Origin of the sequence: Methylobacterium sp. Leaf456, assembly GCF_001425465.1 — a bacterium.
Taxonomy (GTDB): domain Bacteria; phylum Pseudomonadota; class Alphaproteobacteria; order Rhizobiales; family Beijerinckiaceae; genus Methylobacterium.
This window is the reverse complement of record NZ_LMQV01000043.1, coordinates 280,892-304,211: the sequence shown is the minus strand read 5'-3', so window position 1 is coordinate 304,211 and position 23,320 is coordinate 280,892. Positions and strand designations below refer to the sequence as shown.

Here is a 23,320-nt window from a genome sequence, read left to right as displayed (position 1 = left end):
CCGTGGGGCGCGCGGTTCGTCTGTCTGATCAAGGGTGAACAAAGTCTGAGTGTTTCCCGTGAAACATTTTCCGTGGTTAACGGAGCGTTTCGCGAGCGACGCCGACCGGGTTCAGATCACGATCTGCTCGAGCGGCGGGAAGCCGTTGAAGGCGACCGCCGCATAGGTCGTGGTGTAGGCGCCTGCGCCCTCGATCCACACCTTGTCGCCGATCGAGAGGGAGACCGGCAGCGGGTAGTGGTTCTTCTCGTAGAGCACATCGACCGAATCGCAGGTCGGGCCGGCGACGACGCAGGGTGCCATGCGGTCCTCGTCGTGGGCGGTCTTGATCGCGTAGCGGATCGACTCGTCCATGGTCTCGGCCAGCCCGCCGAACTTGCCGATGTCGAGATAGACCCAGCGGACCTCGTCCTCGGCCTCGGACTTCTTCGAGACCAGCACGACTTCCGCCTCGATCAGCCCGGCATTGCCGACCATGCCGCGGCCCGGCTCGATGATGGTCTCGGGGATGCGGTTGCCGAAATGCTTGGTGAGCGCGCGGAAGATCGCGTCGCCGTAGCTTTCCACGCCCGGCACCTGCTTGAGGTACTTGGTCGGGAAACCGCCGCCGAGGTTGACCATCGATAGGCCGATGCCGCGCAGCGCGCACTCTTGGAAGATCGTGGAGGCGGAGGCGAGCGCCCCGTCCCAGGCTTCCGTATTGGCCTGCTGCGAGCCGACATGGAACGAGACGCCGTAGGCGTGGAGGCCGTTGCGGTGGGCGTGCTCCAGCACGTTCACCGCCATCTCCGGCTCGCAGCCGAATTTACGCGAAAGCGGCCAATCGGCGCCGGCGCCGTCGCAGAGGATGCGGCAGAACACCTGCACGTCGGCCGCTTCGACGCCCGCGGCATCCGCAGCGCGGACGATCTTGTCCACTTCCGCCTGGCAATCGACCGCGAACAGGCGGATGCCGAGCTTGAGCGCGCGAACGACGTCGCGCTCCTTCTTGATGGTGTTGCCGAACGAGATGCGGTCGGCCGTGGCACCCGCGGCGAGCGCCATCTCGATCTCGGCCACCGAGGCCGTATCGAAGCAGGAGCCCATCTCGGCGAGCAGGCGCAGAACCTCGGCGGCCGGGTTCGCCTTCACGGCGTAGAACACGCGGGTATCCGGCAGAGCGCGGGCGAACTGCGAAAAATTCTCGCGCACGACGTCGAGGTCGAGCACCATCACCGGCCCTTCGTCCCGGCCGAGGTCGCGGCGCGCGCGCAGGTAATCGCGGATGCGATCGGTCATTGGTCGTCCCCACCACAGGTTCGAGGGCGCCGTCGAGGGCGCGAGATCGAATCGAGACGATCCCGGAGGATCGTCGGCGTCAGGGGGCGATGCGTCGCGTCCGTCCACGCGCTTTGGAGACGCAGGACCGGCCACGAGTGCAGAGCACCCGGAAGCTGCCGTGGATTGGATGGGGGAACCCCAACCGCACGCCGGGCAAGGAGAAACAAGCCTCTTCGGTGTCGGCCTTTGGAGGGCCGACGAGACCAAAAAAGCCCGTTCGTCGTTGCTTTAAGCTGCGTCCCCCGTGGAGAGCGGGGTTCGCCGGTTTCGCCTCCGGCTGCCGGTTGTTGTTGAGGTCTGGTGTCGCCACCCGGATGCCGGCCGTAGGGATCCACCCCTTGCGACCATCGATCCTTTAAGACCCCTGGCGGCTGTCCGGCAGTTGACCGGATGCCCACCAACCGACACGCGGCCACAGGCACGTGCGAAATTGGGCGAGGCGGATATACGCATCGAGTCCACCGGAAACAAGCGATTTTGCACATCCTTAGCTGGCGTTTTCCCCACGCTCACACGATCGTGGCCGATCCGCATCACTCGCGTTGCCGGCTCACGTCTTGCCGCTCGTCCGTCGAGCCCTCCCCACGCCCGGAACGCCGCGCGGCGACAACCCTTTCCAAGGGCGCCGGGACGGTCCATGAACCGGGCCGAAGCTTGGCCCGCGCTTCCGAACGGACCGGCACGAGGATCTGTAGGGAGTCATGACCGAGCCGTCCCGCCGCGCCGTCGTCTCAGGCCTCGCCGCCGGCCTTGCCGGGCTGCCCGCCCTCGCCCGGGGGCAGGCGACGCCCTTCGGCTTCGAGACGGTGGAGGCACAAGCGCAAAAGCTCGCCGCGACGCCGTTCGATGCCGCGGTGCCGCCGCTGCCAGAGGTGCTGGCCCGGCTCGATTACGACGCGTGGCGCGACATCCGTTTCCGGCCGGACCGCGCCTTCCGGGTCGGCGCCGACGGGCGCTTCCGGCTCCAGCTGTTCCATCTCGGCTTTCTCTATCCGCGGTCCGTGGCGGTGAGCCTCGTGAAGGGCGGGATGGCGACACCGATCGCCTACGATCCGGCCCTGTTCGATCTCGGCCGGACCAAGCTCGACGCACCGCTGCCGAAAGACCTCGGATACGCCGGCATCCGCCTGCACACCGCCCTCAACCGGCCGGACGTGATCGACGAGTTGTGCGTCTTCGTCGGCGCGAGCTATTTCCGCTTCCTTGGCCAGGGCCAGCTCTACGGCCTCTCGGCCCGCGCGCTCGCCGTGAACACGGAAGCGAACGGTGGGCCGGAAGAATTCCCGTTCTTCCGCGCCTTCTGGATCGAGGCGGAGGGTGAGCCCGGCACCTGCACGATCCACGCGCTCCTCGACGGCCCGTCGCAGACCGGCGCCTACCGCTTCACCGTGCGGCCGGGCCCTGAGACCACCGTCTCGGTCACCGCGACCCTGTTCCCGCGGCGCGACCTGAGCGACGCGGGCCTCGCGCCGCTGACCTCGATGTACTTCATCGGCGAGACCGATCGCGGCCACAGCGACGATTACCGGCCGGAGCTGCACGACTCCGACGGTCTCCAGATCGCCGCGGGCTCGGGCGAATGGCTGTGGCGGCCGCTCGACAACCCGCGGGAGCGGCGCATCTCGGCCTTCTCGGTCGCCTCGCCGAAGGGCTTCGGGCTGATGCAGCGCGACCGATCCTTTGCCAGCTATCAGGATCTCGAGGCCGGCTACGAACGCCGCCCCGGCTACTTCGTCGAGCCCGAGGGCGATTGGGGCGAGGGCAGCGTCGTGCTGGTCGAACTGGCAACCGACAACGAGACCGCCGACAACATCGTCGCGTTCTGGCGACCCAAGGCGCCCTACCCCGCCGGACAGCCGGCGCGGCTGGCCTACCGCGTCCGTGCGGTCGCCGCCGCACACCTCCATCCGAACGGGCAGGTCGCCCACACCTTCCTGACCGCCTCCGCCGCGAGCGGGGCGGCGCGCAAGGAAGGCGATCCGGAGGGCCGTCTCGTCCGGCGCTTCCTCATCGATTTCGGCGGCGGCGCATTGGCGAAGCGCCCCATGGACGCCCCGCCGCCGGAGGTGGTGGCGAGCGCGAGCGTCGGAAAGATCGTCGCCACCTCGATCGTGCCGAACCCCCATATCGGCGGCTTTCGCGCGGCCCTCGACGTGCGCCTCGACGCGCCCGGCACCACGGAGTTGCGCGCTTACTTGCGCGACAAGGACGGCGAGGCGCTGACCGAGACCTGGACCTTCCCCTGGAGCGCCACGTGAGCCGCAACCGGCGCGAGCCGGCGGCGCTCAAGGTGGCGATCCGCCCGGCGGTGGCGGCGGATCTCGACGCCCTGGTCGCCCTGGAGCACGCGGCCTTCGCCACCGACCGGGCCGAGCGACGGGCGATCCGCCACGCGATCCGCTCCCCCAGCATGACCCTGCTCGCCGCGCTCGCGCAGGACGGCGGCGAGGATATCCTCGTCGGCGCCGCGACCCTGGAGCGGCGCAGCACCAGCCTCGTCGCGCGGCTCTCCTCCATCGCCGTCGCGCCCGCGCGGGCCGGCCACGGCCTCGGCAGCCTGCTCCTCGACGCCGCGGAGGCCGACACGGTCGGCCACGGCCGCACCCGGCTGCGGCTGGAGGTGCGGGCCGACAACGGTGCCGGCATCCGCCTCTACGAGCGGCGCGGCTACGTCCGCATCGGGACCAAGCCGGACTATTACGAGGATGGCATGGAAGCGTGGTGCTACGAGAAGGCGCTGGCCCTCGCCTGAGGTTTGCCGGAACTGCACCGCGCAAATCGGCTTTCATCCCGAACCGCGCTGCACCGCAACGGGCGACGTGCGCCAGCGCACTGGCAGGACCGGCCGATGGGGCCACGTTGCGGGTACCTACCCGCGTTCGCCGGCCCAGAGCCCTGGTTTCCCGGCCGGCAGCGCCCCGATTGCCCTGAAGAGAGCCGAATGCCGAACCTGTTCGATCCGATCACGCTGGGCGCCATCGCGCTGCCCAACCGCATCCTCATGGCGCCGCTGACCCGCGCCCGCGGCACCCGCACCCACGTACCGACGCCGCTCATGGCCGAGTACTACGCCCAGCGCGCGGGCGCCGGGCTCATCATCTCGGAAGCCACCGGCATCAGCCAGGAAGGCCTCGGATGGCCCTACGCGCCGGGCATCTGGTCGGACGAGCAGGTCGAGGCCTGGAAGCCGGTGGTGAAGGCGGTCCACGACAAGGGCGGGCGCATCGTCAGCCAGCTCTGGCACATGGGCTACCTCGTCCATCCCGACTTCCTGGGCGGCGAGCCGCCGGTCGCAGCTTCCGAGAGCACCGCGCCGGACGAGGCCCACACCTATGAGGGCAAGAAGCCTTACGGAAAGGCCCGCGCGCTCCGCGAGGACGAGATCCCGCGCCTGCTCGCCGATTACGAGCGCGCGGCGCGCAACGCGATCGCGGCGGGCTTCGACGGCGTGCAGATCCACGCGGCCAACGGCTACCTCCTCGACGAGTTCATCCGCGACGGCTCGAACAAGCGCTCGGACCGCTACGGCGGCTCGGTCGAGAACCGGGTGCGGCTGGTGACCAAGGTGGCGCAGGCGGTGGCGGGCGTGGTCGGGCCTGAGCGCACCGGCATCCGCTTCTCGCCCAACGGTCCGATCCAGGGCGTGGACGATTCGAACCCGCACGAAGTCTTCGGACTGGCTGCCGAGATGATGGCCCGCGTCGGCCTCGCCTTCATCGAGATGCGCGAGCCGGGCCCGGACGGCACCTTCGGCAAGGCGACGGTGGCCCCCGTGGCGCCGGTCATCAAGGAGCGCTTCGGCGGCCCGGTGATCCTGAACTGCGACTACGACGGCCCGCGCGCCCAGGCCGCCGTGGAATCGGGCGAGGCCGACGCCATCGCCTTCGGCCGCCCCTTCATCGCCAACCCGGATTTGCCGGAGCGCATCGCCCAAGGCGTGCCGTTCGCCAAGGACGACATGAAGACCTGGTACAGCCAGGGCCCGGAGGGCTACGTCGACTACCCGACGGCGGAGAAGCAGGCGGCCTGAGGCCTTCCCTGCTCGGTTCGAGAGCGGTCCCGCGCGAGCGGGACCGCTTTTTTTTGATCTACGGCGTGAACTCGTAGGCGCGCTCGCCATGGCTCGTCAGGTCGAGGCCGTCATGCTCGGCTTCCGGATCGACGCGAAGCGGCGTGACGAGGCCGATGAGCTTGACGAGGCCGACCGTCAGGAACGCCGACCACACCGCCGTCACGCCGATGGCGAGCGCCTGAACGGCAAGCTGGCTCAGGACGGTCTTGCCCTCGGCGAGCCCGATGCCGCCGAGGCCGGGCAGCAGGAACACCGCCAGCAGCAAAGATCCCAAAATGCCGCCGACGCCGTGGACGGCGAAGACGTCGAGCGAATCGTCGATGACGAGACGGTGCTTCACGGTGAGGGTCACGAAGAAGCAGACGAGGCCGCCCGCGGTGCCGATCAGCAGGCCCGCGGCCGGCGAGACGTAGCCCGCGGCCGGGGTGATGGTGGCGAGCCCCGCGATGCAGCCGGTGACGATGCCGATCGAAGTGGGCTTGCGAATCTTGATCCACTCGGCGGCCGTCCAGGCCATGGCGCCGGCCGAGGCCGAGAGATGGGTGACGAGGATCGCGTTGCCCGCGGCGGCATCCGCCGCGAGGGCGCTGCCGCCGTTGAAGCCGAACCAGCCGACCCAGAGCATGCCGGCGCCCATCATGGTCATGCCGGGGCTGTGGGGCGGGGTCAGCGTCGTCGGGAAGCCGCGGCGGCGCCCGATCAGGATCGCCAGCACCAGCGCCGAGACGCCCGCGGTGGTGTGGACGACGATGCCGCCGGCAAAATCGAGCGTGCCGAGCCCGGCGAGCCAGCCGCTGCCCCAGATCCAGTGCGCCACCGGCACGTAGACGAGGAGCAGCCACAGGGCGGAGAACAGGGCGACGAAGGGGAAGGTAACGCGCTCGGGGATGGCGCCGATGATGAGCGCGGGGGTGATGACCGCGAACGTCATCTGGAACAGCGCGAACACGGTCTCGGGCAGCACCGTGCCGGAGCGGACCGGTTCGAGGCCGGCGAGGAACGCCTTGTTCAGCGTGCCGATGAAGGCGCCGTCGCCGTCGAACACGAGGCTGTAGGCACAGACCGCCCACAGCACGGAGGCGATGCAGCAGATCGTGAAACACTGCATCAGCACGGAGAGCACGTTCCGCGCGTGGACGAGGCCGCCGTAGAACAGGGCGAGCCCCGGCAGCGTCATGAACAGCACCAGCGCGGAGGCCGTCAGCACCCAGGCGGTGCTACCGGTCTCAGGGGCGGTGGCGGCGAGTGCCGGGGATGCCGAGAGGATCAGGAGCGCAAGGCCCGAAAGGCCTCGGGCGGGGAGCGACACCATGGGAAAAACCTTGCGAGGAAAGAGCCGCGCTCAGAAGCAGATTGCCTCATGGTTAGGCAAGCCTGCTCATTCGGCAGTCGGGCAGAAGGCGGACAAGATGTTGTGTTCGCGCCACCATGGCCCCGGACGTTTCGCGTGAGCCGTCCCCCCTACCGCCTCATCGCCTTCGACTTCGACGGGACGCTCGCCGACACGTTCCCGTGGTTCGGCTCGGTGCTGAACGGGGTCGCCGACCGCTACCGCTTCCGCCGCGTCGAGACGCACGAGGTCGAGCGGCTGCGGAGCTTGAGCGCCCGCGCGATCATCCAGGAACTCGGCATTCCGGCCTGGAAGATGCCGCTGATCGCCCGTCACATGCGGGCGCTCGCGGTTCGCGACGCCGACGGCATCCGGCTGTTTCCCGGCGTCCCGGAGATGCTCGTCGCCCTCGACGCGGCCGGGATCGGGCTCGCGGTGGTCAGTTCGAACGGCGAGGCGACGGTGCGGCGGGCGCTCGGGGAATCAGGGGCCCACATCCGCCACTACGCCTGCGGCGCCTCGCTGTTCGGCAAGGCGCGGCATCTGCGGGCGGTCGCTCGCCAAGCGGGCGTGTCTCGGGGCGCGATGCTGGCGGTGGGCGACGAGATTCGCGACGCCGAGGCCGCGGCCAAGGCGGGTTGCGCCTTCGGGGCGGTGGCCTGGGGCTACACGGAGCGCGCGGCGCTCCAAGCACAGGCGCCGGCTCACCTGTTCGGCGAGCCGGGCGACATCGTAGAAGCGGTGGCTTACTGACCGGCGCGGGCGCCGGGGACGATGGAGGTGCCGGCGCCGCTGCCGAACGGCTCGTAGCGGGTCAGGCCGCGGAAGAGCTGGCTGAGGAAGGCGCGGTCGGCGCCGCTCGACGGGGTCTTGCGCTCGATGAAGTCGAACACGCGCCCGTCCTGCAGGCCGTAGAGCGCCACGCGCTCCACCTTCATGCCGGAGGTGAAGTAGACCGCGGTCACCTTCTGGTCCTGCACGCTCTCGCCGAGGAACAGCACCGTGCGGCTCGTGGTCTGGCTGATGTAGTACCAGGACTTGTTGCCGACCGTGGAGACGGTGGAGGGCGTGCCGAGGATCTGCAGCACCTGCTCGGCGTTCTGGCCCGGCTTCACCGTGGCGAGAGCGGCCTGATCAATCTGGTAGCCGTGGCGGATTTCCTCGCCGATGCAGCCCGAGACGCCGAGCGCGATCGTGCCGAGGACAGTCGCGCGGACGAGCGACGAGACGAGACGGCGCGACATCGGCCCCCCTGTTTCCATCATGCGGGACGAATCCGCGGCACGATTTCGCTCGTGCGTCTTCGGACTTGCACCCTGGTCGGAGGTTGCCGTACCGCGGGGATATGGCTTTGACAAGGCAAGCTCGGCCACAGGCCCGGCCGATCCGGTGGAGCAGATGATTCCAGGGTTTCTTCGCCGCGCCCGCGAGCGGCGCCGGACGATCGGGACGCTGCACCAGCGTATCGGCGAGGCCGCGCGCCGGCCCGATCTCTACGAGGTGCTGGGCGTGCCCGACACGGTGGAAGGGCGGTTCGAGGCGCTGAGCCTGCACGTCATCCTCGTGCTGCGCCGCCTCGGGCAATTGCCGCCGCCCGCCGACGAGGTCGCGCAGGCGCTGATCGATTCGGTGTTCGTGCAACTCGACGAAAGCCTGCGCGAACTCGGCGTCGGCGACATGGGCGTGTCGAAGCGCATCAAGAAGCTCGGCGCCTCGTTCTATGCCCGCGCGGGCGCCTACGGCACCGCGCTGGACGCGGGGGACGGGCCGGGCCTCGCCGCGGCGCTCGCCCGCAACGTGCTGGCCCAGGACGATCCCGAAACGGCGGAACGTCTCGCGGCCTATGTCGCGGCCAGCGCCCAAAACCTCGCCACCCAGGATCTCGATGCCCTGCTGACCCAGGGGCCGCATTTCGCCGCCACGCTGCAGGAGGCCTGAGATGACCGCCCCGAACGGCCCGCTCTCCCGCACGGTCAACGTCGAGCGCCTGAACAAGGACCGCGCCGAGATCACCGTCGAGGCGAACCCCGAGGAATGCGCCGCGCTCGCCCGCGACTTCAAGATTTCGGGCATCCGCGATCTCGTCGGCCGTTTCCGGCTCAGCGGCTCGCTGACCCGGCTGCATGTCGGCGGAACCGTCGAGGCGACCGTGACCCAGGTCTGCACCGTCACCCTGGAGCCGTTCGAGGCGAAGGTGACGGAGCCGGTCGATGTCGCGTTCACCAACGCCGACATCCTGAACGATACCGATGCCGAGGATGTCGAATTGCCCGACCCGATCGTGAACGGGCGGATCGATTTCGGCGCGCTCACCGCCGAATTCCTGGCGCTCGGGCTCGACCCCTATCCGCGCAAGCCCGGCGTCGCCTTCGATCCGGTGAAGGCGGGCGAGGACCCGCTGCCGTTCGCCGACCTCAAGGCCCTGAAGGAGAAGCTCGGCGGCGCCGACGGAGCAGCCTAAAAACCCGAAAGGATGAGTTTTTGTTTGCCCGGCGGGGCATGCTCGTTATTTTGCGCGCCGCCGAACCGGGTCTGACAAGGCCCTCACCGCCCGCACGCAGGACGCCAAGCGGCCTCCGGTCCCAAGGAATCATGTCGAACCGCGTTTGCATCTCGCTCGACGCCATGGGCGGCGATCACGGCCCCTCGACCGTCGTGCCCGGCGCGGCCATCGCCCGTGAGCGCCACCCCGAGATGACCTTCCTGATGTTCGGCGACGAGGCGGTCGTGAGACCGCTGGTCGAGGCCGAGCCGCGGCTGAAGGGGGCGGTCGAGATCCGCCACACCACCGTCTCCGTCGCCATGGACGACAAGCCGAGCCAGGCGGTGCGCCAGGGCCGCGGCAAGTCCTCGATGTGGCGGGCGATCCAGGCGGTGCGCGACGGCGAGGCCCAGGCCGCGGTCTCGGCGGGCAACACCGGCGCGCTCATGGCGATGTCGAAGATCTGCCTGAAGACGATGGCGGGCATCGAGCGCCCGGCCATCGCCTGCCTGTGGCCGACCGTGCGCGGCGAGAGCGTCGTGCTCGATGTCGGCGCCACCATCGGCACGGATGCCGAGCACCTCGTCGAGATGGCCGTGATGGGCTCGGCCATGGCCCGCATCGTGCTCGATCTGGAGCGCCCGACCGTGGGGCTGCTCAATGTCGGCACCGAGGAGATGAAGGGCAACGAGGCGGTGAAGGAAGCCGCCCGCCTCCTGCGCGAGACCGAGCCGGCGAATTTTTCCTATTACGGCTTCGTCGAGGGCACCGATCTCGGCCGCGGCACCACCGATGTCGTCGTCACCGAGGGCTTCACCGGCAACATCGCCCTCAAGACGGCGGAAGGTACCGCCAAGCAGATCGGCAGCTACCTCAAGGCCGCCATGGGCCGGACCTTGTCGGCCAAGATCGGCTACCTGTTCGCTCGCCAGGCCTTCGCGGCGTTGCGCGAGAAGATGAACCCGAGCCGGGCCAATGGCGGCGTGTTCCTCGGGCTGGAGGGCATCGTCATCAAGAGTCACGGCTCGGAGAACGCGCAGGGCTTCGCCGCGGCGGTCGATCTCGCCCACGACATGGCCCAGCACGACCTGATGCGGACGATCCGGGAGATGCTGGAGCAGACGCCCGCCGTCGCGCCGGCCTAAGCAGATTCGACCCGGCAGGGTCGTCGGAATTGAGGAAGGGACGGATCCGATGGCGCTTCTGCGCTCCGTCGTGGTCGGGTGCGGTGCGTACCTGCCCGGAAACGTGGTCACCAACGCGGCACTCGCCGAGCGGGGGATCGAGACCTCGGACGAGTGGATCGTCCAGCGCACCGGCATCCGCCAGCGCCACATCGCCGGCCCCGACGAGACCACCTCGGTGCTCGGCACGCGGGCGGCGCAGGCGGCTTTGGACGACGCCGGGCTCTCGCCCGCCGACATCGACCTCGTGCTCTGCGCCACCTCGACGCCGGACCACACCTTCCCGTCCACAGCGACCCAGATCCAGGCGGCGCTCGGGATCGAGGGCGGCTTCGCCTTCGACCTCCAGGCGGTCTGCGCCGGCTTCGTCTACGCGGTCGCCACCGCCGACCGCTTCCTCTCGACGGGCGGGGCCAAGCGCGCCCTGGTGATCGGCGCCGAGACCTTTTCGCGGCTGCTCGATTGGGAAGACCGCACCACCTGCGTGCTGTTCGGCGACGGCGCCGGCGCCATCGTGCTGGAGGCGCGCGAGAACGACGCCTCCGACCGCGGCGTGCTGACGAGCTGCCTGCGCTCCGACGGGCGCCACCGCTCGAAACTCTACGTCGATGGCGGGCCGGGCTCGACCGGGACCACGGGTAAGCTCCGGATGGAGGGCCGCGAGGTGTTCCGCTTCGCGGTCGGCTCCGTCACCGACGTGATCGAGGAGGCGTTTCGCGCCTCGGGCACCACGGCCGACGACCTCACATGGTTCGTGCCGCATCAGGCCAACCGCCGGATCATCGAGGCCTCCGCCGACAAGCTCGGCATCGCCCGCGAGAAGGTGGTGCTGACGGTCGATCAACACGGCAACACCTCGGCTGCCTCGATTCCCCTGGCCCTCGCCGCCGCCCGCCGCGACGGGCGGATCAAGCAAGGCGACCTCGTGATGATCGAGGCCATCGGCGGCGGCTTCACCTGGGGCGCCGCGCTGATCCGCTGGTAGGATCGGGCGCGGCCGTAACGGGCGCCGAAGGTTGACCAATAAGGAATCCGTATGGCCGGGCGCGAAGAGCGCCCCGCGCAGCGGCCTCGGCTACGCCGAGGCGTCTAGCGGAGCGTAAGCCAAAGCCGCGGACGCGGCTGCCGGCGCTTGAGGCCAGAAAAAAGAAGCTTCGATCGCTGGAAGCGATCGAACCGTGTCAAGACCAAGGTTCGGTTGACCGTCGAACTCCCGCCGATTAGCGTGTCCGATCATAGAGATACGCGTCGGGCTGAAACGCGACCGGGAGGGGAGTGCATGTCGGGACGGACGGTCACACGCGCCGATCTGAGCGAGGCCGTCTACCAGCAGGTCGGCCTTTCTCGGTCCGAATCGGCAGCCCTGGTCGAGACGGTGCTGGCCGAGATCTGCCAGTGCCTGTCGCAGGGCGAGACGGTGAAGCTCTCCTCGTTCGGCTCGTTCGTGGTGCGCTCCAAGGGCAAGCGGATCGGCCGCAACCCGAAGACCGGCGTCGAGGTCGAGATCGAGCCGCGTCAGGTCATGGTGTTCAAGCCGTCGAACGTGCTCAAGGCGCGCATCAACGGCGGCACCGTCAACGGCCACGACGAGGACGACGACTAAACCCTCTTTGCACGGGCGCCGGTGCCCCCCCCAGGGAGTGGCGCCCGAGTGAGTCCGAGCCGCATCCGACCGAGGTCATGACATGGGTCTGCCGCTCGCATCCGTCGAACACCACTCCGAAAAGAGCCCTGGTGCCTTCCGCACCATCACGGAGGTGTCCGAGGATCTCGGCGTGCCCCAGCACGTCCTGCGGTTCTGGGAAAGCCGGTTCAGCCAGATCCGGCCGACGAAGCGGGCGGGCGGGCGGCGCTACTACCGGCCCGACGACGTCGATCTGCTCAAGGGCATCCGCCGCATCCTGCACGGGCAGGGCTACACCATCCGCGGGGCGCAGCGCATCCTCAAGGAGCACGGCGTGCGCTTCGTCCAGGCGATCGGCCGGGGCGAGGCGGAGGCCGGACCGCCGCTGCCGCAGGACCGCGACGAGGAGGCGACCGAAGGCCTCGCCTCCGACCGCGCCACGCTGGAGGCGGTGCTGTCGGAACTGCGCTCGTGCCGGGCGCTGCTCGCCGGGCTCGACGACGCCGACCCGGAGCCGGTGGACGGGGCGCTGGCCTGAGACAACTCGCTTGCGCGCAAGTGATTGCCGCATCTCACGGTTTCGTGTTCGGACCAGCGGAACGCCGCGAACTTTCTTGGCCCGAGCACGTTGAGGCGCCATGGCTCCCCCCCGCGCCCGGATGTCTCCGACTCAGGAACTCATCGCCCGCATGATGCGGATCGTGCGCGCCTGCCCGGAGGCCGCGAACGAGGTTCTGGAACTGATGTTCCTCGTCAGCCAGATCGAGGCTTCGACCACGATCGATCGCGAGTACCGCGACGCGCGCCGCGTCATCAGCCGCCTGCGCGCCCCGCTCTGGGAGATGGGCCCGGCCGACCGCGCCGCCCTGCTCAAGGCCGCCGAGACGATTCGCAAGGCCTGCGACCTATCGGATTCCGACATCCCCTCGACGCCCGGGGCCGACCTCGGCGAGCGCGCCCGGATCGAAGCGGTGCTGACCCACACGCTGGCCGGCGAACTCTCCGAGGCGCAGATCGCCCGCGTGGCCGGCGCCGTCGCCGCCGCGATCCAGCACTGACGCCAACCTTTTCACGATCAGTCTCGACGGAAGCGCTCTCGGCTCCCACATCCCGCCCTGCCCCCGCCGCCGAGGCCGGATTCCCCGAGCCTCGGGGCGGGCCAGCGTGACGACGAGGAAACGCCGATGACGTCCACGACCTCCGCCCTCCGCTCCGGTCCGGCCGCGACCCGGGCCCTGGTGCTCGCCGTCGCCCTCGGGGTGGCCGGCACCGCGGCGGCGCAGACCACCGTGACCCGCAGCGAGACCGTGCCGGCCGGGAAGTCGGCCCGTCTCGTGATCGTGCCGAACCTCAAGAAGGATTGCTCGACCGGGCCGATGCCGGAGATCCGGGTCGTGACGCCGCCGAAATTCGGCTCGCTCATCACCAAGGGTGGCAAGCTGAAGACCCCCGCCAAGTACCGCTGCCCAAACAAGGACGCGGAGGCGCAAGGCATCTTCTACCAAGCCAATGCCGGCTATACCGGCTCCGACACGGTGGTGGTCGAGATCAAGAACTCCGACGGCGAGATCGAGAAGCGCGACATCCGCATCACGGTCGAAGCCGGCAAGGCCGACGACAAGGCCAAGGAGAAGAAGGACACCACCGACCTGTAAGGTTCGGCCTCCCCCTCTGCTGCAATGCAACAGGCCGGCGGTCTCCGCCGGCCCGAATCGCATGGGCGAAGGCGCGTCCGTGCCCATCGGAAAAGGCTCGACCGGCCGCTAAACCGCAGGCCCGGTTCGAGTGTGACCCGTTTGCGACGCGTAGCCCCCCGCATGTTCGCGCTGCGACAAAACCCGCAATGTCAGTTGCATCCGAGCCGAGACAGGATGAAGCTGTCATCAGCCTGAAGGGGGTGTTCGAATGCCGCTGCACTCGACGAACGACCTGTTCCAGAGCTTCGCTCGCGGTTACGAAGCGCGCCGCGACACGGAGATGACGCTCTCCGAGTATCTGGAGGCCTGCCGCGACAATCCGCTGATGTACGCCTCCGCGGCCGAGCGCATCTTGGATGCGATCGGCAAGCCGGAGATGGTGGACACCGCCAAGGATTCCCGCCTCGGCCGCGTGTTCATGAACCGGACGATCCGGGTCTACCCGGCCTTCTCCGAGTTCTACGGCATGGAGGAGACGATCGAGCGGATCGTCTCGTTCTTCCGTCACGCCGCGCAGGGGTTGGAGGAGCGCAAGCAGATCCTGTACCTGCTGGGCCCCGTCGGCGGCGGCAAGTCGTCGCTCGCCGAGCGGCTGAAGGCCCTGATGGAGGTCCATCCGGTCTACGTGCTCAAGGCCGGCGACGAGGTCTCGCCCGTCTTCGAAAGCCCGCTCGGCCTGTTCGACCCCGAGACCATGGGCCGGGAGATCGAGGAGCGCTTCGGCGTCCCGCGCCGCCGCCTCACCGGCCTGATGAGCCCCTGGGCGCTCAAGCGCCTCGACGAGTTCGACGGCGACATCTCCCGCTTCAAGGTGATCAAGGTGCGGCCCTCGCGCCTGCGCCAGATCGCCATCGCCAAGACCGAGCCGGGCGACGAGAACAACCAGGACATCTCGTCCCTCGTCGGCAAGGTCGATATCCGCCGGCTGGAGACGCTGTCTCAGGCCGACCCCGATGCCTACAGCTACTCGGGCGGCCTCAACCGGGCGAACCAGGGCATCCTCGAATTCGTCGAGATGTTCAAGGCGCCGATCAAGATGCTCCACCCGCTGCTCACGGCGACGCAGGAGGGCAACTATGTCGGCACCGAGAATATCGGCGCGATCCCCTTCACCGGCGTGATCCTGGCCCACTCGAACGAGGCCGAGTGGCAGTCGTTCAAGACCAACAAGAACAACGAAGCCTTCATCGACCGCATCTACGTCATCAAGGTGCCCTACTGCCTCCGGGTGACGGAAGAGCAGCGCATCTACGAGAAGCTGATCTCCGGCTCCGAACTCTCCGCCGCCGCCTGCGCGCCGGGTACGCTGGAGATGCTGGCCCGCGTCTCGGTGCTGTCGCGCCTGCGCGAGCACGCCAACTCCAACCTGTTCTCGAAGATGCGGGTCTACGACGGCGAGAGCTTGCGCGAGGTCGATCCCCGCGCCCGCTCGATGCAGGAATACAAGGACACCGGCGGCGTCGACGAGGGCATGGACGGGATCTCGACCCGCTTCGCCTTCAAGGTGCTGGCCGCGACCTTCAACCACGACACGACGGAGATTTCGGCCGACCCGGTCCACCTGATGTACGTGCTGGAGCAGGCGATCCGGCGCGAGCAGCTGCCGCCGGAAACCGAGAAGCGCTACATGGAGTTCATCAAGACCGAACTCGCTCCGCGCTACGCCGAGTTCATCGGCCACGAGATCCAGAAGGCCTATCTCGAATCCTACCACGATTACGGCCAGAACCTGTTCGACCGCTACATCGACTACGCCGACGCCTGGATCGAGGATCAGGACTTCAAGGACGCCGAGACCGGCCAGCTCCTCAACCGCGAACTCCTGAACCAGGAGCTGACCAAGATCGAGAAGCCCGCCGGCATCGCCAACCCCAAGGATTTCCGCAACGAAGTCGTGAAATTCGCGCTCCGCTCGCGGGCGCAGCACGGCGGCCGCAACCCGTCTTGGACATCCTACGAGAAACTGCGCGAGGTGATCGAGCGGCGGATGTTCTCCCAGGTCGAGGAGCTGCTGCCCGTCATCTCCTTCGGCTCCAAGAAGGACAGCGAGACCGAGAAGAAGCACGGCGAGTTCGTCGATCGGATGACCACCCGCGGCTACACCGAGCGTCAGGTTCGGCGCCTCGTGGAATGGTACATGCGGGTGAAGCAGGCGGGCTGAGGCGGGCGACCCCCGCCTCTCGCATCCGCCGCCGCATTTCCGCACCTTTGTTCCCGAACCGGGGACGTGAAACCAGGCGCTGAGCGACACCGGATGCACATCGTCGACCGTCGGCTCAATCCAGGCGGAAAGAGCCTCCCCAACCGCCAGCGCTTCCTGCGCCGGGTCAAGGACGTCGCTCAGCGGGCGGTGCGCGAATCCGCCCGCGAGAAGGACATCAAGGACCTCGGCAAGGACGGGCGCATCACCGTGCCGGGCGACGGGGTGCGCGAGCCACGCTTCTCGCGCCAGCCCGGCACCGGCCATCAGGACTACATCCTGCCCGGCAACAAGACCTACGTGGAGGGTGACCGGATCGAGCGCCCACCGGGCGGCGGGGGGAGCGGCGGCGGCGCGGGCGAAGGCGGCGGCGGCTCGGAGAACAGCGAGGACGCCTTCCACTTCGTGCTGACGCGCGAAGAATTCCTCGACCTCTTCCTCGAAGACCTCGAACTGCCCGACCTCGCCAAGCGGCGGCTCGCCCTCGTCGAGACCGAAGGCCTGCGCCGGGCCGGCTACACCGTCTCGGGATCGCCCGCGAACCTCGCGCTGTCGCGCACCTTACGGAACTCGATGTCCCGCCGCATCGCCCTCAAGCGGCCCAAGCTCGAGGAGATGCAGGCGCTGGAGGCCGAGGTCGCACGGGCTCGGGAAGCGGACGATCCGGGCCTGCCCGACCTCCTGCTCAAGCTGGAGGCCTTGCGCGAGCGCTCGAAGCGCATCCCCTACGTCGATCCGCTCGACCTGCGCTTCCGTCGGTTCGAGCCCTATCCGAAGCCGATCGCCCAGGCCGTGATGTTCTGTCTGATGGACGTCTCGGGCTCGATGACCGAGCACATGAAGGACCTCGCCAAAAGGTTCTACATCCTGCTGCACATCTTCCTGACGCGCCGCTACAAGCACGTCGAGATCGTCTTCATCCGCCACACCGACCGGGCGACCGAGGTGGACGAGGAGACCTTCTTCGGCTCCCGCGAGACCGGCGGCACGCTGGTTTCCTCGGCGCTCGTCGAGATGAAGCGGATCGTGGCCGAGCGCTACTCGCCCGACGACTGGAACATCTACGCGGCGCAGGCCTCCGACGGCGACAACGTTTCCTCCGACGGGCCGACATCGACGGAACTCTTGCGCGCCCATATCCTGCCGGCCTGCCAGCACTTCGCCTATCTGGAAGTGGGCGACGAGAACGGCCCCCGCGCCGGCTTCGTCGAGCACCGCACCACCCTGTGGCGGACCTACGAGGCGCTCGCCAAGGCGGGCGAGCCGCTCGCGATGCGGAAAGTGAACCACCGCCGCGACATCTACCCGGTCTTCCGCGAGCTGTTCGGCCGCAAGGACGCCAAGGCGGAAGCGTGAGGCATGTCTCCTTCCCATAAGGGGAAGGGGAAACGCGTGGAGAAAGGCCGACATGGTCGCGAGCCTGAGCCGCACGAAGTCCGCAGCGCCCCCACCGGGCGAGCTGCTGTTTTCCGGCAACGACTGGGACTTCCACACGATCCGGCGCATCCACGACGCCTGCGAGGCGGTGGCGGGGCCCGAACTCGGCCTGTCGTGGTACCCGAACCAGATCGAGATCATCACCGCCGAGCAGATGCTCGACGCCTATGCCTCGATCGGCATGCCGCTGTTCTACAAGCACTGGTCGTTCGGCAAGCACTTCGCCCAGCAGGAGGCGAGCTACCGCCGCGGCCTGATGGGGCTCGCCTACGAGATCGTCATCAATTCCGATCCGTGCATCTCCTACGTGATGGAGGAGAACACGGCGACGATGCAGACGCTCGTCATCGCGCATGCCGCCTTCGGTCATAATCACTTCTTCAAGAACAACTATCTGTTTAAGCAGTGGACCGATGCCGAGGGCATCCTCGACTATCTCGACTTCGCCAAGGGCTACATCAGCCGCTGCGAGGAGCGCTACGGGCACGGGGCCGTGGAGCAGGTGCTGGACGCGGCGCACGCCCTGATGAGCCAGGGCGTCCACCGCTATCCGCGCAAGAAGCGTCCGGATCTGGCCAGCGAGCAGCGGCGCGAGCGCGAGCGCGAGCAGCACGGCGAGCAGATCTACAACGACCTCTGGCGCACGCTGCCGGTCAAGGCCGGCGCGGCCAAGGGCGACCCGGCGCTGGAGCGGCGCAAGGCGCTGCTCGAACTGCCGCAGGAGAACATCCTCTACTTCTTGGAGAAGGTCGCACCGCGCCTGCGCCCGTGGCAGCGCGAGATCCTGCGCATCGTCCGGCTCGTGGCGCAGTACTTCTACCCGCAGCGCCAGACCAAGGTGATGAACGAGGGCTGCGCCACCTACTGCCACTACCGGATCATGAATGCGCTGTCGCAGAAGGGGCAGCTCAGCGAGGCGGCCTATCTCGAGTTCCTGACCTCACACACCAACGTCATCCGCCAGCCGACCTTCGACGACCGCTCCTTCGGCGGCCACAACCCTTACGCCCTGGGCTTCGCCATGATGCAGGACATCGCCCGCATCGTGGAGCAGCCGACCCAGGAGGACCGCGAGTGGTTCCCCGACATCGCCGGCACGGGAGATTCCATGTCGGTGCTGCGCGATTGCTGGGAGAATTATCGCGACGAGAGCTTCATCGCGCAGTTCCTGTCGCCGAAGCTCATGCGCGACATGCGCCTGTTCCACGTGACCGACGACCCCGACGAGCCGGAGATGCGGGTCGCCGCGATCCACGACGAGCGCGGCTACCGCAAGATGCGGCGCTCGTTCGCGCGCCAGTACGACGTGGCGTGGCTCGATCCCGACATCGAGGTGGTGGATGTCGATCTGGAGGGCGACCGCAAGCTCATCCTCCACCACAAGGCGCTCAACCGCATCACCCTGCAGAAGGACGACGCGCGGCGCGTGCTCCAGCACCTCGCCGATTTATGGGGCTACGACGCGGTTTTGAAGGAGGTCGATCCGGCGAGCGGCGCCGTGCTGGTGGAGCACACGGCCAGCGCCCGGCCTATTTTCTTCTGAGTTTTCAGAGCGAGATCAGCGCGGCGCCCGCATCGTGCTCGGTCTCCGCAAGACGCACGCGGCCGCCATCCAGCACGGCCCCTCCCCCCGCGATCAGTGCGAGCGCCGCCGGGTAGAGCCGGTGCTCCTGCACGATGACGCGGGCGGCCAGCGCGTCGGCGTCGTCGCCGGGCAGCACCGGGACGGCGGCCTGCGCCACGATCGGCCCGGCATCGAGTTCCGGCACCACGTAGTGGACGGTGCAGCCGTGCAGCCGCACGCCGGCCTCCAAGGCGCGCTCGTGGGTGTGCGTGCCCTTGAACAGCGGCAGCAGCGAGGGGTGGATGTTGATCATCCGCCCCGCCCACGCCTCGACGAAGGCGTCGGTGAGGATGCGCATGAAGCCCGCCAGCACGATCAGCTCGATGCCGGCCGCGTCCAGCTCCGCCTGGAGCGCGGCGTCGAAACCGGTCCGGTCGGAAAACGCCTTGTGGTCGATGGCGCGGGCCGGGATGCCGGCCTCGCGCGCTCGGGTCAGCCCGGCGGCGTCGGGACGGTTCGCGAGGACGAGCACGATCTCGGCCGGGTAATCGGGCGCGCGGGCAGCCTCGATCAGCGAGACCATGTTCGAGCCGCGGCCGGAGATGAGGATCGCGACGCGTTTTTTTGCGGTTTGGACGGACATGGGCGTTCCGGGCGACCTCCGGTCATCCCATCCAACCCCCTCATCCTGAGGTGCCGCGTGAGCGGCCTCGAAGGAGGGCTCCAGGGATCGCGAGATGTCTGGAGCCCTCCTTCGAGGCCTCCGCTTCGCTACGGCACCTCAGGATGAGGTGTGTGAATGGGACGAGGCGCCGTCATGCGCCTCAGAGCGCAAGCCGCCCCGTGAACGTCACGGGCTCCGCCCCCCGCTCGGTGATCCGTCCGAGCCGCACGGGCGCCTCGCCGGCCTCGGTGAGTGCGTCGGCCACCGCGTCGGCCGCGTCGGCGGCAGCGACCACGACCATGCCGATACCGCAGTTGAAGGTGCGCAGCATCTCGGGCTCGGCGACCCCGCCCTCACGCGCGAGCCAGCCGAAGACCGGCGGCACGGCGATCGCGGACAGATCGATCTCGATGCCGACGCCGTCCGGCAGGACGCGCGGCAGGTTGTCGGGGAAGCCCCCGCCGGTGATGTGGGCGAGCGCCCGGATGCCGCCCGCGCGCTTCAGCGCAGCGAGCAAGGGTTTCACGTAGATGCGGGTCGGCTCCAACAGCGCCTCGCCGAGGGAGCGGCCGGGCGCGAACGGCGCGTCGGCATCCCAGGCAAGCCCGGTCTTGGCCACGATCCGACGCACCAGCGAGAAGCCGTTGGAATGGACGCCCGAGGACGGCAGGCCGAGCACCGCGTCGCCCGGCCCGATGCCCGGCCGCGGCAGCAGCGTACCGCGCTCGGCCGCGCCCACCGAGAAGCCGGCGAGATCGTAGTCGGCGCCGTCGTAGAGGCCCGGCATCTCGGCGGTCTCGCCGCCGATCAGCGCGCAGCCCGCCTGCCGGCAGCCTTCGGCGATGCCGCGCACGATGTCGGCCCCGACACCGGGAACGAGCTTGCCGGTGGCGTAGTAGTCGAGGAAGAACAGCGGCTCGGCGCCCTGGACGATGATGTCGTTGACGCACATCGCCACGAGGTCGATGCCGATGGTGGCGTGGCGCCCGGTTTCGATCGCGATCTTTACCTTGGTGCCGACGCCGTCGTTGGCAGCCACCAGGATCGGATCCTTGAAGCCCGCGGCCTTGAGGTCGAACAGGCCGCCGAAGCCGCCGATCTCCGCATCCGCCCCCGGCCGGCGCGTGGCGCGCACCAGCGGCTTGATGGTCTCGACGAGCGCGTTGCCCGCGTCGATGTCGACGCCGGCCTGCGCGTAGGTGAGCCCGTTCCCGTCCTGCGCCGTCATCGCCGTCCCGTCGCGCTTCCACGATTCATGGAACATGCGCTGCCACATCGCGCCGCACTTGGCCACACCCGCGCGCGCAAGGCACCGCGCTCAGGCACAGCATCCTTGCGCCGCGCCTTGACCCGCCGGGCCACGCTTCCCACTCTTCCGGCAACGACGGCGACGGGACGGTAGGAGCCTCGATGCGCGCACGGGCCATCATCGGGCTTTCGATCCTCGCGGTTCTGCTCTTCCTGCTCTACGAGCTGCGCGAGGTGATGCTGCCGTTCGTGGCGGGGCTGGCGCTCGCCTACCTGCTCGATCCGCTCGCCGACAGGCTGGAGCGGCTCGGCCTCGGACGCTTGGCCGCGACTCTCATCATCCTGGCGGGCTTCGTCGTCGGCTTCGTGGTGCTGCTCATCATCATCGTGCCGCTGGCCGCCGGCCAGATCGCCGCACTCGTCAACACCCTGCCCGGCACCGTCTCGCGGCTGCAATCGATCCTCGTCGAGCGGGCCGGACCGCTCTTGGAGCGGCTCGGCGGCAAGGAGGTGGTGGGCGAACTGCAATCCTCCGTCGGCACCCTGGTGGGCCAGGGCGGGACGTGGTTCCTCGCCTTCCTCAAGTCGCTCTGGACCGGCAGTCAGGCGCTGGTCTCCATCGCCTCGCTGCTCGTGGTGACGCCGGTCGTGGCCTTCTACCTGCTGCACGACTGGGACCGGATGATCGCCGCGCTCGACCGCTGGGTGCCGCCGCGCCACCGCCCGACCGTGCGGCGCCTTGCGGCTGAGATTGACGGCGCCGTCACCGGCTTCGTGCGCGGGCAGAGCCTGGTCTGCCTGATCCTCGGCTCGTTCTACGCCGTCGGCCTGTTCATGGTCGGGCTGAACTTCGGCGTGCTGATCGGGATGATCTCAGGCTTTCTCACCTTCATCCCCTATGTCGGCACGCTCACCGGCTTCCTGCTCTCGGTCGGCGTCGCCCTGGCGCAGTGGTGGCCCACCGGCGACTGGCTGCATATCGGGCTCACCGTCGGCGTGTTCGTGGTCGGCCAGTTCCTGGAGGGCAACGTCATCTCGCCCAAGCTCGTCGGCGATTCGGTCGGCCTGCATCCGGTCTGGCTGATGTTCGCGCTGCTCGCCTTCGGCTCGCTGTTCGGCTTCGTCGGCCTGCTGCTCGCCGTGCCGGTGGCGGCCTCCATCGGCGTGGTCGTGCGCTTCGGCATCGAGCGCTATCTGGAAAGCCGGCTCTACCGCGGCGACGGCCCTCTGCTCATCGGAGAGACCGAGGCGCCCAAGCTCGCCCCCCGCGACTGACGAGACCCGTAACCCGGCGCGGTGTATGCTGGCCCCATGCGCGACACCGCTCCCCCGAAGCAGCTGTCCTTCGACCTCGCCCTCGATCCGCGCTACGGCGCGGAGGATTTTCTGGTCAGCCCCTCCAACGAGGATGCCTACGGCCTGATCGAGGCGTGGCCGGACTGGCCGGACACCGTGTTTCTGCTGCGCGGCCCTCCGGGCAGCGGCAAGAGCCACCTCGCCTCGATCTGGGCGAGCCGGGCTCAGGCCTGGACCGTCGCGGCGGCGGACATCGATGGCGAACGCGTCGCCCACCTGATCTCCAACGGCGCCCTCGTGGTCGAGGACGTGGACCGCGAGGCCGGCCGCGACGAGGCGACCCTGTTCCACCTGCTCAACCTCGCGCGCGAGCGGCGCTTTCCGGTACTGCTCACCGCCTCCGGGCCCGTCGACGGCTTCGGCCTCAAGGTCGCGGACCTGCGCTCGCGCCTGCGCCTCGCACCGGGTGCGGAGATCGGCCCGCCCGACGACGGGCTGCTCAAGGCGGTGATCGTCAAGCTGTTCGTGGATCGCCAGCTCGTGGTCGATCTCTCCGTGGTCGAGGCCCTGGCCCTGCGCATCGACCGCTCGCTGGCCCGCGCCCGCGAGGTCGTGGCCGAACTCGACCGCGACGCGCTCGGCCGGCGGCGGCGCATCTCCAAGCCGCTGGCGCTCGCCGTGCTCGACCGGCTCGGCGGCGACGAGCCCGGAATGGAGGGTGATACGGAGGAGGACGAACCGTGACGCGGACCGCCCTGCTCGTCCTCCTGACGCTCATCCCGGCCACCGCGCGGGCGGCGCCGGAGAGCGTGCCGCCCGGCGGCATCGACAACTGGGCCGACCTGCGCGCCCTGTTCGTGCGTTGCTGGACGGTGCCGAAGGGAACCGAAGGCTCGCTGATCGCCTTCCAGTTCCTGCTCGCGCCCGACGGCGGCATGCGCGGGCCCCCTCGCGTGGTGGGCAAACGCCTCGCAGGCGACGCCGACGCGCAGAAGCGTTTCTCCGAGGCGGCCTACGCGCCGTTCTCGCGCTGCCTACCCGTCACGCTCACGCCCGGCTTCAAGGCTTTGCTCGGCGAGACGCTGATCCACCTGAGCTACGTCAACGGGCCGCGCATCAAGGCGCGCAACCTCGGCGCCGCCATGACGATCTTCGCGGACGAGGCGCAGCGCGAGCCCGAGTAGCCGCCGTGCCGCCATGAC

Annotated in this window: 23 protein-coding genes; 18 read left to right on the top strand and 5 right to left on the bottom strand. The window is 68.9% G+C overall.

The annotated features are described in order from the left end of the window. Positions 1-111 precede the first annotated feature (111 nt). Complete coding sequence (locus ASG52_RS22895) at positions 112-1,278, bottom strand: type III PLP-dependent enzyme (protein ID WP_056248276.1); 1,167 nt, start codon at positions 1,276-1,278, stop codon at positions 112-114. Between the two features lie 743 nt (positions 1,279-2,021). On the opposite strand from ASG52_RS22895, the gene ASG52_RS28535 reads away from it, so the two are divergent. From ASG52_RS28535 to ASG52_RS22880, 3 genes are all read left to right on the top strand, one after another. Then, positions 2,022-3,578 (top strand): glucan biosynthesis protein G, encoded by a 1,557-nt coding sequence (locus ASG52_RS28535; RefSeq protein ID WP_056248274.1) that lies wholly within the window; start codon positions 2,022-2,024, stop codon positions 3,576-3,578. After that, positions 3,575-4,072, top strand: a complete 498-nt coding sequence (locus ASG52_RS28530; protein ID WP_286159147.1) for a GNAT family N-acetyltransferase — start codon at positions 3,575-3,577, stop codon at positions 4,070-4,072. The genes ASG52_RS28535 and ASG52_RS28530 overlap by 4 nt, the downstream gene beginning before the upstream one ends. A 189-nt stretch (positions 4,073-4,261) precedes the next feature. Further along, a complete protein-coding gene (locus ASG52_RS22880) occupies positions 4,262-5,350 on the top strand; it encodes an alkene reductase (RefSeq protein ID WP_056248271.1) in 1,089 nt (362 codons plus the stop codon). A gap of 58 nt (positions 5,351-5,408) precedes the next feature. Here the strand turns inward: ASG52_RS22880 and ASG52_RS22875 are convergent, their stop codons facing one another. Then, entirely contained in the window at positions 5,409-6,704 is a 1,296-nt protein-coding gene (locus ASG52_RS22875; RefSeq protein ID WP_082552703.1) for an ammonium transporter, read from the bottom strand. Positions 6,705-6,839: 135 nt separating this feature from the next. Here ASG52_RS22875 and ASG52_RS22870 point away from each other — a divergent pair, with 135 nt between their 5' ends. Then, entirely contained in the window at positions 6,840-7,475 is a 636-nt protein-coding gene (locus ASG52_RS22870) for an HAD hydrolase-like protein (RefSeq protein ID WP_056248268.1), read from the top strand. Here the strand turns inward: ASG52_RS22870 and ASG52_RS22865 are convergent. Then, on the bottom strand, positions 7,469-7,966 hold the full coding sequence (locus ASG52_RS22865; protein ID WP_056248265.1) for an outer membrane protein assembly factor BamE: 498 nt from the start codon (positions 7,964-7,966) through the stop codon (positions 7,469-7,471). The genes ASG52_RS22870 and ASG52_RS22865 overlap by 7 nt on opposite strands. 154 nt (positions 7,967-8,120) lie before the next feature. Here ASG52_RS22865 and ASG52_RS22860 point away from each other — a divergent pair, with 154 nt between their 5' ends. The 11 genes from ASG52_RS22860 (at position 8,121) to ASG52_RS22810 (ending at position 18,889) form a co-directional block, all read left to right on the top strand. Continuing rightward, positions 8,121-8,660: a ubiquinol-cytochrome C chaperone family protein gene (locus ASG52_RS22860; RefSeq protein ID WP_056248859.1), complete on the top strand. Its 540-nt coding sequence runs from the start codon at positions 8,121-8,123 to the stop codon at positions 8,658-8,660. Position 8,661: 1 nt separating this feature from the next. After that, positions 8,662-9,183 (top strand): YceD family protein, encoded by a 522-nt coding sequence (locus ASG52_RS22855; RefSeq protein ID WP_056248262.1) that lies wholly within the window; start codon positions 8,662-8,664, stop codon positions 9,181-9,183. Positions 9,184-9,314: 131 nt separating this feature from the next. After that, entirely contained in the window at positions 9,315-10,349 is a 1,035-nt protein-coding gene (plsX, locus tag ASG52_RS22850; protein ID WP_056248259.1) for a phosphate acyltransferase PlsX, read from the top strand. Positions 10,350-10,398: 49 nt separating this feature from the next. Continuing rightward, positions 10,399-11,373, top strand: coding sequence for a beta-ketoacyl-ACP synthase III (locus tag ASG52_RS22845; RefSeq protein ID WP_056248256.1), 975 nt, complete (start codon positions 10,399-10,401; stop codon positions 11,371-11,373). 294 nt (positions 11,374-11,667) lie between these two features. Beyond that, the gene (locus ASG52_RS22840; protein WP_056248253.1) at positions 11,668-11,991 is read left to right on the top strand and encodes an integration host factor subunit alpha; all 324 of its coding nucleotides are present in this window, start codon (positions 11,668-11,670) and stop codon (positions 11,989-11,991) included. 82 nt (positions 11,992-12,073) lie between these two features. Continuing rightward, positions 12,074-12,550, top strand: a complete 477-nt coding sequence (locus tag ASG52_RS22835; protein ID WP_056248250.1) for a MerR family transcriptional regulator — start codon at positions 12,074-12,076, stop codon at positions 12,548-12,550. A gap of 100 nt (positions 12,551-12,650) precedes the next feature. After that, positions 12,651-13,070 carry a hypothetical protein gene (locus ASG52_RS22830; protein WP_056248247.1) on the top strand — a complete coding sequence of 140 codons (420 nt, stop codon included), beginning with the start codon at positions 12,651-12,653 and terminating at the stop codon, positions 13,068-13,070. Positions 13,071-13,196: 126 nt separating this feature from the next. After that, positions 13,197-13,667, top strand: a complete 471-nt coding sequence (locus ASG52_RS22825) for a hypothetical protein (RefSeq protein WP_056248244.1) — start codon at positions 13,197-13,199, stop codon at positions 13,665-13,667. A gap of 250 nt (positions 13,668-13,917) precedes the next feature. Then, a complete protein-coding gene (locus ASG52_RS22820; RefSeq protein WP_056248242.1) occupies positions 13,918-15,870 on the top strand; it encodes a PrkA family serine protein kinase in 1,953 nt (650 codons plus the stop codon). A gap of 93 nt (positions 15,871-15,963) precedes the next feature. Then, positions 15,964-17,265, top strand: a complete 1,302-nt coding sequence (locus ASG52_RS22815) for a YeaH/YhbH family protein (RefSeq protein WP_056248239.1) — start codon at positions 15,964-15,966, stop codon at positions 17,263-17,265. A 52-nt stretch (positions 17,266-17,317) separates the two neighbouring features. Continuing rightward, positions 17,318-18,889, top strand: a complete 1,572-nt coding sequence (locus ASG52_RS22810; RefSeq protein ID WP_056248236.1) for a SpoVR family protein — start codon at positions 17,318-17,320, stop codon at positions 18,887-18,889. Between the two features lie 4 nt (positions 18,890-18,893). On the opposite strand, the gene purN is transcribed toward ASG52_RS22810, so the two are convergent. Then, a complete protein-coding gene (gene purN / locus ASG52_RS22805) occupies positions 18,894-19,553 on the bottom strand; it encodes a phosphoribosylglycinamide formyltransferase (RefSeq protein ID WP_056248234.1) in 660 nt (219 codons plus the stop codon). Positions 19,554-19,734: 181 nt separating this feature from the next. Then, a complete protein-coding gene (gene purM / locus ASG52_RS22800) occupies positions 19,735-20,802 on the bottom strand; it encodes a phosphoribosylformylglycinamidine cyclo-ligase (protein ID WP_056248856.1) in 1,068 nt (355 codons plus the stop codon). Positions 20,803-20,984: 182 nt separating this feature from the next. On the opposite strand from purM, the gene ASG52_RS22795 reads away from it, so the two are divergent. From ASG52_RS22795 to ASG52_RS27985, 3 genes are read left to right on the top strand one after another with little or no spacing between them, the layout of a single operon-like run. Next, complete coding sequence (locus ASG52_RS22795) at positions 20,985-22,097, top strand: AI-2E family transporter (protein ID WP_056248232.1); 1,113 nt, start codon at positions 20,985-20,987, stop codon at positions 22,095-22,097. Positions 22,098-22,133: 36 nt separating this feature from the next. Continuing rightward, complete coding sequence (locus tag ASG52_RS22790) at positions 22,134-22,862, top strand: P-loop NTPase family protein (protein WP_056248230.1); 729 nt, start codon at positions 22,134-22,136, stop codon at positions 22,860-22,862. Next, positions 22,859-23,302 (top strand): UCP034077 family protein, encoded by a 444-nt coding sequence (locus ASG52_RS27985; protein ID WP_200945650.1) that lies wholly within the window; start codon positions 22,859-22,861, stop codon positions 23,300-23,302. The genes ASG52_RS22790 and ASG52_RS27985 overlap by 4 nt, the downstream gene beginning before the upstream one ends. Positions 23,303-23,320: the final 18 nt, after the last annotated feature.

Bases quoted from the DNA above. Each gene is read 5' to 3' on its own strand.
- ASG52_RS22895 (WP_056248276.1), bottom strand. From the start codon at position 1,278: ATGACCGATCGCATCCGCGATTACCTGCGCGCGCGCCGCGACCTCGGC.
- ASG52_RS28535 (WP_056248274.1), top strand. From the start codon at position 2,022: ATGACCGAGCCGTCCCGCCGCGCCGTCGTCTCAGGCCTCGCCGCCGGC.
- ASG52_RS22880 (WP_056248271.1), top strand. From the start codon at position 4,262: ATGCCGAACCTGTTCGATCCGATCACGCTGGGCGCCATCGCGCTGCCC.
- ASG52_RS22875 (WP_082552703.1), bottom strand. From the start codon at position 6,704: ATGGTGTCGCTCCCCGCCCGAGGCCTTTCGGGCCTTGCGCTCCTGATC.
- ASG52_RS22865 (WP_056248265.1), bottom strand. From the start codon at position 7,966: ATGTCGCGCCGTCTCGTCTCGTCGCTCGTCCGCGCGACTGTCCTCGGC.
- ASG52_RS22860 (WP_056248859.1), top strand. From the start codon at position 8,121: ATGATTCCAGGGTTTCTTCGCCGCGCCCGCGAGCGGCGCCGGACGATC.
- ASG52_RS22855 (WP_056248262.1), top strand. From the start codon at position 8,662: ATGACCGCCCCGAACGGCCCGCTCTCCCGCACGGTCAACGTCGAGCGC.
- plsX (WP_056248259.1), top strand. From the start codon at position 9,315: ATGTCGAACCGCGTTTGCATCTCGCTCGACGCCATGGGCGGCGATCAC.
- ASG52_RS22845 (WP_056248256.1), top strand. From the start codon at position 10,399: ATGGCGCTTCTGCGCTCCGTCGTGGTCGGGTGCGGTGCGTACCTGCCC.
- ASG52_RS22840 (WP_056248253.1), top strand. From the start codon at position 11,668: ATGTCGGGACGGACGGTCACACGCGCCGATCTGAGCGAGGCCGTCTAC.
- ASG52_RS22835 (WP_056248250.1), top strand. From the start codon at position 12,074: ATGGGTCTGCCGCTCGCATCCGTCGAACACCACTCCGAAAAGAGCCCT.
- ASG52_RS22830 (WP_056248247.1), top strand. From the start codon at position 12,651: ATGGCTCCCCCCCGCGCCCGGATGTCTCCGACTCAGGAACTCATCGCC.
- ASG52_RS22825 (WP_056248244.1), top strand. From the start codon at position 13,197: ATGACGTCCACGACCTCCGCCCTCCGCTCCGGTCCGGCCGCGACCCGG.
- ASG52_RS22820 (WP_056248242.1), top strand. From the start codon at position 13,918: ATGCCGCTGCACTCGACGAACGACCTGTTCCAGAGCTTCGCTCGCGGT.
- ASG52_RS22815 (WP_056248239.1), top strand. From the start codon at position 15,964: ATGCACATCGTCGACCGTCGGCTCAATCCAGGCGGAAAGAGCCTCCCC.
- ASG52_RS22810 (WP_056248236.1), top strand. From the start codon at position 17,318: ATGGTCGCGAGCCTGAGCCGCACGAAGTCCGCAGCGCCCCCACCGGGC.
- purN (WP_056248234.1), bottom strand. From the start codon at position 19,553: ATGTCCGTCCAAACCGCAAAAAAACGCGTCGCGATCCTCATCTCCGGC.
- purM (WP_056248856.1), bottom strand. From the start codon at position 20,802: ATGACGGCGCAGGACGGGAACGGGCTCACCTACGCGCAGGCCGGCGTC.
- ASG52_RS22795 (WP_056248232.1), top strand. From the start codon at position 20,985: ATGCGCGCACGGGCCATCATCGGGCTTTCGATCCTCGCGGTTCTGCTC.
- ASG52_RS22790 (WP_056248230.1), top strand. From the start codon at position 22,134: ATGCGCGACACCGCTCCCCCGAAGCAGCTGTCCTTCGACCTCGCCCTC.